Source organism: Alicyclobacillus sp. ALC3, assembly GCF_028751195.1.
Lineage (GTDB): Bacteria > Bacillota > Bacilli > Alicyclobacillales > Alicyclobacillaceae > Alicyclobacillus_L.
Genome location: NZ_CP066784.1, coordinates 206,922 through 221,179 on the forward strand (window position 1 = coordinate 206,922; position 14,258 = coordinate 221,179).

At 56.8% G+C, this 14,258-nt stretch carries 11 protein-coding genes; all 11 read right to left on the bottom strand.

Annotated elements, in window-relative coordinates; translation table 11 throughout:
* Positions 1-85: 85 nt before the first annotated feature.
* Positions 86-1,006: a prephenate dehydratase gene (locus tag JC200_RS00960; RefSeq protein ID WP_274434318.1), complete on the bottom strand. Its 921-nt coding sequence runs from the start codon at positions 1,004-1,006 to the stop codon at positions 86-88.
* Positions 1,007-1,054: 48 nt separating this feature from the next.
* Complete coding sequence (locus JC200_RS00965) at positions 1,055-5,515, bottom strand: PolC-type DNA polymerase III (protein WP_274434319.1); 4,461 nt, start codon at positions 5,513-5,515, stop codon at positions 1,055-1,057.
* A gap of 16 nt (positions 5,516-5,531) precedes the next feature.
* Entirely contained in the window at positions 5,532-7,226 is a 1,695-nt protein-coding gene (locus JC200_RS00970; RefSeq protein ID WP_274434320.1) for a proline--tRNA ligase, read from the bottom strand.
* Positions 7,227-7,276: 50 nt separating this feature from the next.
* Positions 7,277-8,554 carry an RIP metalloprotease RseP gene (gene rseP / locus JC200_RS00975; RefSeq protein ID WP_274434321.1) on the bottom strand — a complete coding sequence of 426 codons (1,278 nt, stop codon included), beginning with the start codon at positions 8,552-8,554 and terminating at the stop codon, positions 7,277-7,279.
* On the bottom strand, positions 8,542-9,717 hold the full coding sequence (locus JC200_RS00980) for a 1-deoxy-D-xylulose-5-phosphate reductoisomerase (RefSeq protein ID WP_274434322.1): 1,176 nt from the start codon (positions 9,715-9,717) through the stop codon (positions 8,542-8,544). Before JC200_RS00980 ends, rseP begins: the two co-directional genes overlap by 13 nt.
* 26 nt (positions 9,718-9,743) lie before the next feature.
* Complete coding sequence (locus tag JC200_RS00985) at positions 9,744-10,538, bottom strand: phosphatidate cytidylyltransferase (protein WP_274434323.1); 795 nt, start codon at positions 10,536-10,538, stop codon at positions 9,744-9,746.
* Positions 10,539-10,546: 8 nt separating this feature from the next.
* Entirely contained in the window at positions 10,547-11,314 is a 768-nt protein-coding gene (locus tag JC200_RS00990; protein ID WP_274434324.1) for an undecaprenyl pyrophosphate synthase, read from the bottom strand.
* A 56-nt stretch (positions 11,315-11,370) separates the two neighbouring features.
* The gene (gene frr / locus JC200_RS00995; protein WP_274434325.1) at positions 11,371-11,928 is read right to left on the bottom strand and encodes a ribosome recycling factor; all 558 of its coding nucleotides are present in this window, start codon (positions 11,926-11,928) and stop codon (positions 11,371-11,373) included.
* Positions 11,921-12,652 (bottom strand): UMP kinase, encoded by a 732-nt coding sequence (gene pyrH / locus JC200_RS01000; protein ID WP_274434326.1) that lies wholly within the window; start codon positions 12,650-12,652, stop codon positions 11,921-11,923. The genes frr and pyrH overlap by 8 nt, the downstream gene beginning before the upstream one ends.
* 78 nt (positions 12,653-12,730) lie before the next feature.
* Positions 12,731-13,381: a translation elongation factor Ts gene (gene tsf, locus JC200_RS01005; RefSeq protein WP_274434327.1), complete on the bottom strand. Its 651-nt coding sequence runs from the start codon at positions 13,379-13,381 to the stop codon at positions 12,731-12,733.
* Positions 13,382-13,528: 147 nt separating this feature from the next.
* Entirely contained in the window at positions 13,529-14,233 is a 705-nt protein-coding gene (gene rpsB, locus JC200_RS01010) for a 30S ribosomal protein S2 (protein WP_274434328.1), read from the bottom strand.
* Positions 14,234-14,258 lie beyond the last annotated feature (25 nt).

Here is a 14,258-nt window from a genome sequence, read left to right on the forward strand (position 1 = left end):
AAGAAACTGCCTACGCAACAAAAACAGGGCTGTCCGAACAGGCAATTCAATGCCTCCGAGGACAGCCCTGTATTTCGTCGCGTCTCTACTCGAGCTCAGGAAACAGCCCAAGCTGAATGATTTCGACCCCCTGTGCCGTCAGGGCCTCGCGCACCCTTCGCCACGCTGCCACCTCGCCAGCGTGACGGGCTGAGTGAGTCCACAATAGGTCGACGAAGAACAGATAGATGCCAAGTTTGTCACCAACGGGTCGCGACTCGATACGGCTCATGTCGAACCCGTTGTCATACATGGGCTGCAGGGCGCGCAGGAGTCCCCCTGGCACATTCGGTACGTTTGCCAGCAGGAGCGACAGCGTCCAGCGCCCACCGTCCGGGCGAACGCGCGCCACGCGGGCATTACCAAACAGGGCAAAACGAGTTTCGTTGCCGGTCGCGTCTTGAATCGGGCGGTCCGATGGCTGCAAGCCGTACTTGGCCGCAGCAGTGCGCGTACCGATGCCAGCCACCCGTCCGTCACCTGACTCGGCAACTATTTCCGCAGCTCGGGCCGTGCTCGCGACTGCCGTCTGCCGCGCCCGAGGAAGATGCTCGTGCAACCAAAGCTCGCACTGCCCCAGTGCTTGCGGGTGCGAGTACACTTCCTCGACGTTCGTCAGGTCAGTGTCTGGCACCGTAATCAGATACTGTTCCACACGAATGCGCAAGGACGCGAGAATCTGCAGGCGAAGCGCCGCCTCACGAACAGGGTCAGGCTCTACAGAGCGCCGTGCGACACGTCCGAGCACGTCCCAAGTCGCCGTGACTGAGCCCTGTGCAGTGTTCTCGAGGGGTATACACCCAAGCACATCCAGAGAACCCGTCTCTTCATCGGCGACGGCTTGTATCACTTGCGGGATGGTCGGCTCTGCAACGAGTTCGAGGTCGCGAAGGCCAAGCAAGGTGCCGAACCTAGCAGCCGCCTCATGTGAGAATGTGGCCTCTGGGCCGAGGTAGTGCAGTTTCATCAAACCCCTCCTAGCGATGGCGTCCACATCACCAATCTGATGCACAGATCAGAACAAGGACAACTGATTGCTCTCTGGCAAGCCGGTCAGACAACCCATACCGTCGAGAATTTCGATCACGGTCTTCGACACCCGACTGCGCGTCTGTAAATCCTCGATCGACAAAAACGGTCCATCTTCCCGTGCCTGTGCCAAGTTTGTTGCGGCAGACTCGCCAACCCCAGCAATCGCCGCAAACGGCGGCAGCAACCTGTCTTCGCCCACTGTGCGAAAACGCGCAGCGTCGGACTCGTAGAGGTCAACCGGTAGAAATTTGAAGCCTCGCACGACCATCTCCAACGCAACCTCGAGGACGGTCAGCAAACTCTTCTCCTTCGGTAGAGCTGCGTTGCCCTTTTGTTCGATCTCCTCAATCTTTCGCTCAATCGCGGTGCGTCCACTCACTAGCAAAGGAATGTCGAAATCGTCTGCGCGCACTGAGAAGTAAGTAGCGTAAAAGGCGAGCGGGTAATGTACCTTGAACCAGGCAATGCGCATCGCCATCAGCACATAGGCGGTCGCGTGCGCTTTCGGGAACATGTACTTGATCTTTTTCCCGGACTCGATATACCATTCCGGGACGTCAAACGAACGCATGTACTCGGCGTCTTCGTCCTTGACACCTTTACCCTTTCTGATTGACTCCATGATTTTGAACGCTCGACCTGGCTCAAGCCCTTTGTGAATCAAATAGACCATGATGTCGTCGCGCGCGCAAATGACTTCAGACAGAGTTGCAGTCCCACCCCGAATCAGTTCCTGGGCGTTGTTCAACCACACATCGGTGCCGTGCGACAGGCCGGAAATGCGGACGAGTTCAGAGAACGTCGTCGGCCGCGTGTCTTCGAGCATCTGCCGGACGAACTTCGTCCCAAACTCCGGGATCGCGTACGTTCCCGTCACCGACCGGATGGCCTTCGTATCTACCCCGAGCGTCTCGGTGCCACGGAACAAGCCGAGCACGGCGGGGTCGTCGAGGGGAATTGTCTTTGGGTCCACACCCGTTAAGTCCTGCAGCATGCGAATGACAGTCGGGTCGTCGTGACCCAGAATGTCTAGTTTCAAGAGACAGCTCTCAAGGCCAGAGTGGTAGTCAAAGTGGGTAGTGAGCGTCCCTGCATTCTTGTCATCTGCAGGGTACTGTACGGGTGTAAAATCGTATACCGACACATGCGCAGGAACGACAACCTGACCGCCAGGGTGCTGCCCGGTCGTCCGCTTGACGCCAGTACAGCCGGTCACCAACCGGTCGATCTCGGCGTTTCGCATCACCAATCCGCGTTCTTCCGCAAACTTACGCACGTACCCGTACGCAGTCTTCTCGGCCACTGCGGAGATGGTGCCTGCGCGAAAGACGTGGTCACGACCGAACAACTCTTCCGTGTACTTGTGGGCCCGCGGTTGATACTCACCAGAGAAGTTGAGGTCGATATCCGGAACCTTGTCGCCTTCAAATCCAAGAAACGTCTCAAAGGGAATGTCCTGACCGTCCTTCAGAAGCGCAGTGCCACATGACGGACACGTTTTGCTCGGCAGGTCAAATCCGGAACCATAGCTGCCATCCTCGAAGAATTCACTGTACTGGCAGTTGGGACACAAGTAATGCGGCGGCAAGGGGTTCACTTCTGTAATGTCGGTCATCGTAGCAACTAATGACGAACCGACAGAACCACGGCTACCGACTAAGTATCCATCCGCCAGCGACTTCGTGACCAGTTTGTGTGCGATGAGATAGATCACGGAGAAACCATTCGTGATAATCGAGTGGAGTTCCTTTTGCAGGCGCTTCTCCACAATTTCCGGCAGGTTATCGCCGTACATCCGTCGCGCCTTGCTGTACGACAGGTCGCGAATTTCATCCTCTGCCCCGTCGATCACGGGCGTGAACAACTCGGTTGGAATCGGACGCACATCCTCGATTTGAGCCGCAAGCGCTGCTGGGTTGTGGACCACGACCGCAGGTGCGACGTCGCCGAGGTAGCGGAACTCCTCGAGCATTTCATCGGTCGTCCGCAAGTAGAGTGGAGGCTGCTTACTGGCGTCCACGCCATGTTGAGACTGCAGGAAAACCTCGCGGTAAATACCGTCTGCCGGGTTCAGGAAGTGCACATCCCCGGTCGCGACGACCGGTTTGCCAAGACGGGATGCGATCTCGATAATCTGTCTGTGAATATCTCGCACACTCTCATAGCTCTGAACCAGTTCCTCCCGGAGCAGGTTCTCATAATGAGACAACGGTTGAATTTCAAGGTAGTCGTAAAAGCGACAGACTTCTTCAATCTCTTCTATGCTTTTTCCACGCAGAAACGATTGAATGAGTTCACCGTTTTGGCAGGCGGTGCCAATCAGCAAACCTTCCCTGCGACGGACCAGTTCACTTCTCGGAATTCGCGGCACACGGTACAAATACTGCGTCAGGGAGAGCGATACAAGTTCATACAGGTTTCGCAGTCCCGTCTGGTTTTGCACCAGCACAGTGGCATGAAACGGTCGCACTTTCGACGTGTCGGCTGTTGCTGCGATGCTTTCAACCGCAGTGAGGTCAGTTAAACCGCGCGATTCGAGTTCGGCCAGCATATGCGCAAACACCTTGCCGGTCGCTTCCGCGTCCGCGAGGGCGCGGTGATGATTGACAAGTTCCACGCTGAACTTCTGCGTGAGGGTTTTTAAGCGGTAGTTCTTCGCGCCCGGATACAGCGACCGCGCAAGCGCCAGCGTGTCAATCACTGGCGGACGCCAGACAGGCAGTCCAACCCGCCCACGACACTGTGCCAAGAAGCCGACGTCGAACTCAGCGTTGTGTGCGACCAACACTGCCCCTTCTGCAAACTCACTAAAAGCGACCAGAGCCTCTTCCAACTCCGGTTGACCAACGAGCATGTCTTCGGAGATCCCGGTTAACTCCGTGATCTTTGGAGAAAGGCCGCGCTTTGGGTCAATCAATGTCTCGTAGTTGCCGACGATCTTCTTTCCCTTCATGCGCACGGCCGCAATCTCAATCAGGGTGTCTTCACGCGCGTTCAGACCGGTCGTCTCAGTGTCGAACACGACGTACTCTGTTTCGTCGCTGAGCACTCTGCCGTCGGTGTAGTAGACAATCGGGGTCCCGTCGTCGACAACGTACGCTTCGACTCCGAGGATGACCTGAACGCCGTGCTTCTTGCCCAAGCTATACGCTTCTGGAAACGACTGCACAACGCCGTGGTCAGTGATCGCGATGGCCTGGTGTCCCCACTTTGCAGCCGTCTTGATGAAGTCCTTGACTGGCGTCACTCCGTCGAGCGCGGACATTGGCGTGTGCAGGTGAAGTTCCACGCGCTTTTGCGCAGCCGTATCCACCCGCGTCGGCAGTTCTAAGGGCGCGATATCCTGAGCCATGAAGACGATCTCTTTGGAGTATGTGTCAAACTGCACCTGTCCCTGAAGACGCAGGTACACTCCGTCCTCGAGTGGCGCAAGGGCATCCGTTTGGCGGTCGTTGTTGCTAAAGAACTTCGCGGTGATGGAGTCTGAGTCATCGGTCACGTTGAACTGGAACAAGACACGACCGCTTGGCAGTGTGCGTTGCTCGTATTTGAACAGGCGCCCCTCGATGATGACAGAACGCATTTCGTCGACAATCTCGTGGATGGGAGTAGCTGGTCGATCCGGGATTCGACCGATGGTCATCGGCGCAAGCGGTGTGTCGTCGCCCCGGCGCTGGCGCCAAGGCCGCTCTCCGCCGCCAGAACGGTCCGGCGCAGCAGGTTCTTCCGCCTTGCGTTTTTCTGCCTCAGCTGCCTGCGTCATGACTTCCTGTACCTGTTCGCGCTCGGTCCGTTGAAGCTGCTCCCACATCGCCTTGGCGCGGTCCTCAGCCGCCACGTCGACAGACAATTGAACATCAACGTCGACACCGAAGGACTCCTGTGCAATACGCGTGAGCCTGACACTCGCTTGTTTACGCTCGAGCGCCGCCTGTTCCGTGTCATTCCCAAGTAAAAACAGGACGGCCGCATACGGTTCCTCAGAGTCCGATGCACCGTCGTCGCGTTTGTCGTGACCAGTGACGCGCACCGTCGCGTGGCGAAGCAAATTACCGACCACTGGCTCGTCACTGACAAACCGTTCAACGAGGGCGGCGACAATGGCATCCCACTGGAACCGACTCGGGTGTTCTTGCCAAGCCGGCGCCAACACTTCGACGAACGCACTCCCATCGGAGGACAGCGCGGCTGAGGCTGCCCGAACCTGGTTGCTACGTTCAACTGCAGCGCGCGCCTGAGCCGCCAATTCGTCAGCAACTACGTCAGTGGAGCCTGAGTCAGCAAACCCGACAGTTGCCACGGACGAAAACACAGTTGGCAAAAACACGTCCACCCGCCTTGTAGACAAGTGGACGACAACGCGTTCAACACTTCCTTCCGGAAGACGCTGCACAGGGGCAGCACCAGCTGTCGCTATTGGTTTCAGCGGCTCCGGGACGGCCATTGGTCATTTCCTCCTGTCACTTGACAAGACCAAGAACTGTTCGAAAGGCCTCTTCTATGGGTAAGACTTGCACTTCGCCGGTCCGTCGAATCTTCAGTTCGACATTGCCTTCTTTGACTTTGTTTCCTACCGTGATGCGCACGGGTAGCCCGATCAAATCCGCGTCTTTGAACTTGACGCCAGGGCGTTCGTCGCGGTCGTCAATCAGTGCGTCAACACCTGCCGCAAGGAAGCGGTGATAGAGCGAGTCGGCCACGCTCCCCTGCTCCTCGTCGCGGCTGTTGACGGGTACGACATGTACGTGGTAAGGCGCAATGGCAATTGGCCAGATAATGCCGTCTTCGTCATGGAGTTGCTCAATCACTGCAGGGATAATCCGCGACGTGCCAATCCCGTAGCAGCCCATAATAATCAGCTGTTCTGCACCCGACTCGTCCGCGTAGCGCGTGTTAAACGCCTGCGTGTACTTGGTGCCAAGCTTAAACACATGCCCGACTTCAATACCGCCCATGAAGACCAGCGGCGCACCGCACTGTACGCACGCATCCCCTGCTCGCACAACTCGGATGTCCGCGGTCTTGGCCACAGTGAAGTCGCGATTGGGGACCACATGCACGTCGTGGCTATCGGGCACCTTCGATGCAACTACGCCATCCGTGATGGAAAGAATGTCACGGTCAAAAACGACTGGCAGTCCACAATCTGGCCCGACAAAGCCGACCGGCTTGCCGGTGAAGCGCGACACTTCTTCTGCGCTCGCCAGCTCCAACGTGCGAGCGCGAAGCACCTTCTTTAGCTTCACTTCGTTTACTTCATGGTCGCCACGCAAACAGGCCGCAATGGGTTTCCCATCTGCCATGTAGACCAACACTTTAACAATCTGCCCTGCGTCGACACCGAGCAAAGCCACCAATTGCTCGATTGTACGCGCATGAGGTGTCGCCACGGTCTCAGACGCTGGTGTACTTGTTGCATCCGCCACCGACAAAGCTTGTCCCACTGCCTTTTCGATGTTTGCTGCATACGAACACTTCGAGCAGCCAGCGATTGTGTCTTCCCCGGCAGCAGAGATGACCATAAACTCGTGGTTTCCACCTTCGCCGCCAATCGCACCGGAATCGGCCTCGACGGCCCTATACTCAACTCCAAGCCGGTCAAAGATGCGGCAGTACGCGTCGTACATCGCTTGGTAACTACGGTCGAGCCCTGCCTCGTCTACGTCGAACGAGTACGCGTCTTTCATGCGAAACTCCCGTCCGCGCAGCAACCCTGCGCGAGGACGCCGCTCATCGCGAAACTTGGTTTGAATTTGATAGAGCGTAAAAGGGAGCTGTCGCCACGAGCGAACCTCATTTTGGACCAAGCTCGTGATTACTTCTTCGTGTGTGGGTCCAAGCGCCATGGTGCGGTCGTGTCTGTCTGAAAAACGCACCAACTCCGGACCATAGTCGTCCCATCGGCCGGACTGCTGCCACAACTCGGCAGGCTGCATAGCGGGCATAAAAATCTCCTGAGCCCCGGCTCTGTCCATCTCTTGCCGGACAATCGCTTCGACTTTCGCTAACGCCCGGTACCCGAGCGGTAAAAACGTGTACACGCCTGCTGAGAGTTGACGAATCAACCCGGCCCGCAGCATCAAACGGTGACTGACAACATCGGCCTCAGCAGGTGTTTCACGCAGTGTGTTCAAAAACAGTCGACTCTGTCTCATGATTTCCCTCCCACGCCCGAGGGCCGCCGTGCAGCGGCCCTACACATCCGTCAAAACAGTCGGGTTACATCTCGCACCGTAATCACAACCGCAAACAGCATCAAAAGCGCAAAGCCAACAAAATGAACCAGACCTTCTCGACGCGGGTCAAGCGCCTTGCCACGCACCATCTCCACGAGCATAAAGAGCAACCGGCCGCCGTCCAGGGCTGGAATGGGGAGCAGGTTGAACAAGCCGAGGTTGAGGCTGAGCAAAGCCGTGATCATCACGACTTGCCAGATGCCAGACTGAGCCTGTTGACTAATCACGTCGGCGATGCCAACGGGTCCAGATAGGTCCTGATACTGGTGGTGGGCCACGACCTGCCCGTACAAGTGCAGAGTCTGAACCGTATCCGTGTAGACCGCGGAAAAGCCGCTGCCTACCGCTCTCACGGGATTCTTCGTGACCGGTTCCATGACACCAACTTGCGGGATGTGCGCTCCAGCGTAGGTGACCAGTCGCGGTTTGACAACGATTGTTTTCGTAGCCCCCTGCCGGTCGACCACAATCGCCAGCGGCTGCGGCGGATTGCCTTTATCAGCCTGAATCACCCGGACCAATTGGATCCACGAAGAGACTGGCCGTCCGTTGACAGACTCCACTCGGTCGCCTTGCATCAATCCTGCCTGTGCAGCGGCTGAACCGGGGACAATCTGGCCGAGCGTCGGTGTGTTCAGGCCAATGCCATTGTGCATGTTGATGAGCGTGAACAGCACACCGGCCAGCAAGAAGTTCATGAACGGCCCCGCCAGAATCACTGCGGCCCGTTGCCACAGCGGCTTGCCGAGCACTTGCTCATGCGGTTCGACGATTGGAATCGAATTACGCGCGCTTGTCATCAACTTCGCATGCGGCTTGACCGGGTACGTCACCACCCCGTCCGCAGTGACTAACGTCATCTCCATGCGGTGCATCAAGTCAAGGTCTTTCAATGTAGCAACTTGTCCGTTGGGCAGGTCCGACGGCTCTCCGACTGCGGTAATCCGACCGTCCTCGTCGATCACGACAGCGAGCTCTTCTCCCTTTCGGAACAACGCGTCCTGCGGCAGTTCACCCGCCAGTTGGACCATACCACCGATGAGAAACAAGCGCACCGAGAACTCTGTCCCATTACGAAACCAGCGCACGAGTTTGGGGCCAAACCCGATGGCAAACGCCGGCACGGCCACACCGGACTTTTTCGCCACGATGTAGTGACCATACTCGTGAATCACGATGCTGACCACGAACACCAGGACAATTGCGACAATGGATTTGAGGACGCCCAATACGATCAACTCGTCCACCCGCCCTTCTCCATTATCCTATGAGCAGTCTTGCGCGCCCAATCATCCATCGCGAAAATGTCGTCCAAATCAGACGGCTGGCCTGACGCACAGACTGAAAGAACATCTTCTACCAGTTTCGCCATTCCAAGAAACGTCATTCGCCCTTGCAAAAATCCTTCGACAGCGACTTCGTTTGCGGCATTCAACACACATGGCGCATAGCCGCCAGCACGCCCAGCCTCGAAGGCTAGGCGCAGACTTGGGAAACGCGCGGTATCCGGGCTCTCGAACGTAAGTTGCGACAACGCCGTAAAATCCAGACGTGGCCAAGAACTTTTCCGGTGTACTGGAAATGTAAGAGCGTACTGAATCGGCACTCGCATGTCCGGCGCTCCTAGTTGAGCGATCACTGACCCATCGGCGTACTCGACCATCGAGTGGATGACGCTCTGCGGGTGGACGACTACGTCGATTTTATCATAAGCGGCCGCAAACAAATGGTGTGCCTCAATGACTTCGAGCCCTTTATTCATGAGGCTTGCGGAATCAACCGTGATCTTTTTGCCCATGACCCAATTGGGATGAGCAAGCGCAGCCTCCACACTAGCCTGTGCCAAGTCGGTGGGACTCCACGTGCGAAACGGCCCTCCCGAGGCAGTCAAAACATACCGCGTCACCTCAGACGCCGCCCCACCCTGCAGACACTGAAAAATCGCAGCGTGTTCGCTGTCTACAGGCACAATTTGTGCGCCTTTGGAACGAGCAAACGGCATCACTAGGTCACCGGCCGCAACCAACGTCTCTTTGTTCGCCAGTGCTATTGTGGCACCCCGTGCAATCGCCAGCCAAGTCGGGCGCAGCCCGAGCGCCCCCACAATACCCGTGACCACTACGTCTGACTCCACCTCAGCCGCCTGACCCAAACCAACTTCGCCAACGCCGAACTCAGGCAATGGGTCGAGATCCGATAACAATGCTCGCAACTGTGAGAGCGCAGTATCGTCTGCGACTGAGACAAACTTCGGTCGATGGCGACGCACTTGCTGCGCGAGTTTTTCAACGTTCTTTCCGGCAGCAAGCGCGACAACTGACCACTCGCCTGCCGACATGGACTCCACTACTGAAAGCGTGTTTGTGCCAATGACTCCGGTTGACCCAAGTACAGTGAGAGTGCGCGCCATACGTTCGACCCCTTTCTACTCAGTCGTCAGAAAAACCATCGAGCGTGAGCTACAGTGATGAAGAACAGGGCAAAGGGGGCGGCAAAGAGGAGACCGTCGACGCGATCGAGCATGCCACCGTGACCAGGCAGTAAGCGACCCGAATCTTTGACACCAGCCGACCGTTTATAGGCAGACTCCACGAGGTCGCCAAGCTGCGAGATGACCGAGATGACGGCACCGAGCAGCGCAAGTGAAAGCACATGCGGCCTAGGCACGGAGATGATGCCGACGATGACTGAACTAAGCGCCGCTGCTACAAATCCGGTGATTGCGCCGCTGACGGTCTTCTTTGGACTGATGTCCGGCCACAACTTGTTGCCCTTGAACAATCTGCCGCCAAAGTAGGCGGCTGTGTCTGTGGTCCACACTGCGATGAGCACCAGCCACAACCACATCTGGCCGTGCGGCAACGCCCGCAACAGATCGAGCGACAGACCGCCGTATCCTATGTACAGTGCACCAACAAACGTAGTACCGGCCTGGGAAACCGTGACACGGTTCCGCCAGGCCACAGGGAACAACAGCGTGATCGCAACCATCGTCTCTAGTGCAATCGGCAGGTGCCAGTACGGCCACCACTCAACCGCGATGATCACCAGATAGACCCACAGCGCGAGCGCACTTTTCCATGTGGCACCGAGCATAACGGCGAACTCGCCAACGCAGATCACGGTCGCCACAAAGACAACCGCCTTCCAGACCCACACATCTCCAAACACAATGGCGAGCAGGACGATAAGTCCCGCCAAAAAACCGCTCCAGATCCGCTGTGTCAGCATGTCCCCACCTACTTCAGCCCACCAAATCTGCGCATTCGCCCGGTGTATTCTGTCAGGGCCTGCCGCAGCTGATCGCGGTCAAAATCCGGCCACAAGACGTCAGTAAACCACAGCTCAGCGTATGCAGCCTGCCAGATTAAAAAATTGCTCAGTCTGACTTCCCCACTCGTCCGAATCACCAAGTCTGGGTCAGGGAGCCCGTGTGTCGAGAGGTGTATCGCAAACTTGTCTTCGTCCAACGCGTCTGCATCCAGCACCCCTGCCGCCACTTCCCGCGCTACCGCGCGAACCGCCTCCACAACCTCAGCTCGACCACCGTAGTTGAGCGCAAAGTTGACTGTCATTCCGTCGTTGGTTTTGGTCCGTTCGAGAGTGCGCCTGACAGTCTCCTGAGTGTGCGTTGGAAGCTTTGTCGTATCTCCGATAAACCGAACCTGCACACCGCGATCGACAAGCTCATCGATCTCTGACCGGAAAAACTCCTCTGGAAGCCGCATCAGGTACTCCACTTCCCCTTCAGGCCGTTTCCAGTTTTCCGTAGAAAACGCATACAGGGTCAGACACGGGATACCAAAGTCGTCGCACGCGCGAATCACTTCTCGCACAGTCTTCATACCTGCGTGGTGACCCGCAATCCGGGGGAGCCCACGACGATGGGCCCAGCGCCCATTTCCATCCATAATGATGGCGACGTGACGCGGCAGCTCACCCTGTGGCGCTTCGTTTTGGCCGTCTGCGCTCGCACTCTTGCGCCTTCTCCCGAATAAGTTGAGCAAGCTGCACCCTCCCCGCGTGGCGGTTCGCAACATGTTACGAAGCAGGTCGATCCCTGTCAGATCTCGAGGACGTCTTGTTCCTTTGCCACCGTCATCTTATCGATCTCACCTACGTGTCGGTCTGTCAAGGCTTGCACCTTTTCCATCCCGCGCCGTACATCGTCTTCGGATACATCCCCGGCCTTTTCCGCTTTCTTCAGCTCGTCGTTGGCGTCGCGACGCACGTTTCTCACAGCAACCCGCGCTTCCTCAGCCATCTTCCGCACCTGTTTCACAAGTTCCTGCCGACGTTGCTCTGTCAAAGCGGGGACAATCAGACGAATCACGGCACCATCGTTGTTGGGGTTGAGTCCCAAGTCAGATTTTTGGATCGCCCGTTCAATTTCTCCAAGCATCGACTTATCCCAAGGTGCAATCGTCAACATGCGTGGCTCCGGAGAATTCACGCTCGCAACTTGGCTGACAGGCATCTGCGAGCCGTAGTACTCAACGGTCACTTTGTCCAACATGGCCGGAGTCGCCCGTCCTGCTCGGACAGACGTGAGGTCGCGGCGCAACACCTCGACCGCCTTTTGCATCCGTTCTTCCGCAGACTTCTGAATCTCGTCAAGCACGGATCGTCCTCCTCACATAAGTCCCGATGTTCTCTCCCATCACAGCCCGTAAGATGTTCCCTTGCTCTTGCAGCGCAAACACAATCAGTGGAATGTCATTGTCCATACACAGGGACGTAGCAGTCGAATCCATAACGCCAAGCCCTTTGTTGAGCACGTCGATAAACGTCAGTTCATCGTACTTCACCGCGTCTGGGTCGATCTGCGGATCCGCAGTGTACACACCGTCAACTCCATGTTTCGCCATCAAAATCACTTCGGCCTCGATTTCTGCCGCGCGCAGGGCCGCTGTCGTGTCAGTGGAAAAGTACGGGTTGCCCGTGCCACCGGCAAAAATCACAACCCGCTTCTTCTCCAAATGACGAATCGCTCTGCGTCGGATATACGGCTCAGCCACCTGACGCATTTCAACCGACGTCTGCACTCGCGTGTCCACAGACAGTTTCTCAAGAGCATCCTGGAGAGCTAGCGCGTTCAACACCGTCGCCAACATCCCCATGTAGTCTGCAGTTGCGCGGTCCATCCCCTGGTTGCTGCCTACGGCACCACGCCAGATGTTTCCGCCCCCGACAACCACGGCGACTTCAACGCCGAGGCGAGCCACCTCGCCCACTTGTGCCGCGATGTCGTCGACCACCAGCGGGTCAATTCCGAACCCACGCTCGCCAGCAAGCGCCTCTCCACTCAGTTTGAGCACGACTCGTTGATACTTCGGTGTTGGCATACTGCCATCCTCCGTCCTGTCTTCTCACAAGGCTCGGGTCATGCGGGAAGGGGAACACCGAAGTGTCCCCCGTCCAGCTTAGCGGCGCACCTGCGCCATGACTTCTGCCACGAAATCCGTCTCTTCCTTTTCAATCCCTTCACCGACCACAAACCGGGCGAAGCGGCGAACGGAGATTTTTTCGCCGATTTGTGCAATTTTCTCCTTCACCAACTGTTCCACCGTCTTGTCGGGTTCCTTGACGAACGGCTGTTCGAGCAAGCAGACGTCCTTGAAGAACTTGTCGATGCGTCCGTCCACAATCTTGTCCACGATGTTCGCGGGTTTGCCTTCGTTCAGTGTTTGCGCCCGCAAAATTTCGCGCTCTTTCTCAACTCTGTCCGCAGGCACTTCCTCGCGACCGACGTACTCTGGGTTTGACGCTGCAATGTGCATTGCGATGTCTCGCACAAATTGTTTGAAGTTGTCCGTTTTGGCGACAAAGTCTGTCTCGCAGTTCACCTCTACCAGCACACCAATGCGACCAGCGCCGTGAATATACGCCTCGACTACTCCCTCTGCTGCAACGCGACCAGCCTTCTTCGAAGCCGATGCCAGACCTTTCTCGCGCAGAATTTCAGTTGCGCGCTCCATGTCTCCGTTCGCCTCTGTCAAAGCCTTTTTGCAGTCCATCATACCTGCGCCCGATGTTTCGCGCAGCTGTTTGACCATTGCCGCTGTAATTTCCACAGTGTTCCCTCCTGTTGTCGAATCGCTCTTTCAAGTATGGGGCCTTCCAGAAAAAAGGTGACGAGGCGTAGCGCTCTCGTCACCCCTCACCTCTGACGTCATTCCAAGTGGCTGAACGTGCCAAAGTTCGGCGTGCGCCCCCGCGAATTACGCGGTGGTCTCGTCTTCGCCACCCTGTGCGCCTTCAAGCACAGCGTCGGCCATCTTTCCCGTCAGCAGCTTTACGGCGCGAATCGCATCGTCATTGCCTGGGATGATGTAGTCGATCTCATCCGGATCACAGTTGGTATCGACAATCGCGACAATCGGAATCCCGAGCTTCCGAGCTTCCGCCACCGCGATGCGCTCTTTGCGAGGGTCTATCACAAACATGGCGCCAGGCAACGACTTCATGCCTTTGATGCCACCAAGGAACTTCTCCAAGCGGTCTTTCTCCTTGCGCAAAAGAATAACTTCTTTTTTCGGCAAGACAGAGAAAGTTCCATCCTCCTCCATCTTCTCGAGGGTCTGCAACCGCGCGATACGCTTTTGAATCGTCGGGAAGTTGGTCATTGTGCCGCCGAGCCAGCGCTGATTAATGTAAAACATGTTCGACCGCAATGCCTCGTCGCGCACAGACTCTTGAGCCTGCTTCTTTGTGCCCACGAACAGCAAGGTTTTGCCGGAAGCAGACAGGTCACGCACAAAATTGTACGCCTCTTCAACCTTACGGACCGTCTTCTGCAAATCAATGATGTAGATTCCGTTGCGCTCTGTGAAGATGTACTTTGCCATCTTCGGATTCCAGCGACGGGTCTGGTGGCCAAAGTGCACCCCAGCTTCGAGCAGTTGCTTCATAGAAATGATCGCCATAGTAAACCTCCTGTGGTTTTTCCTC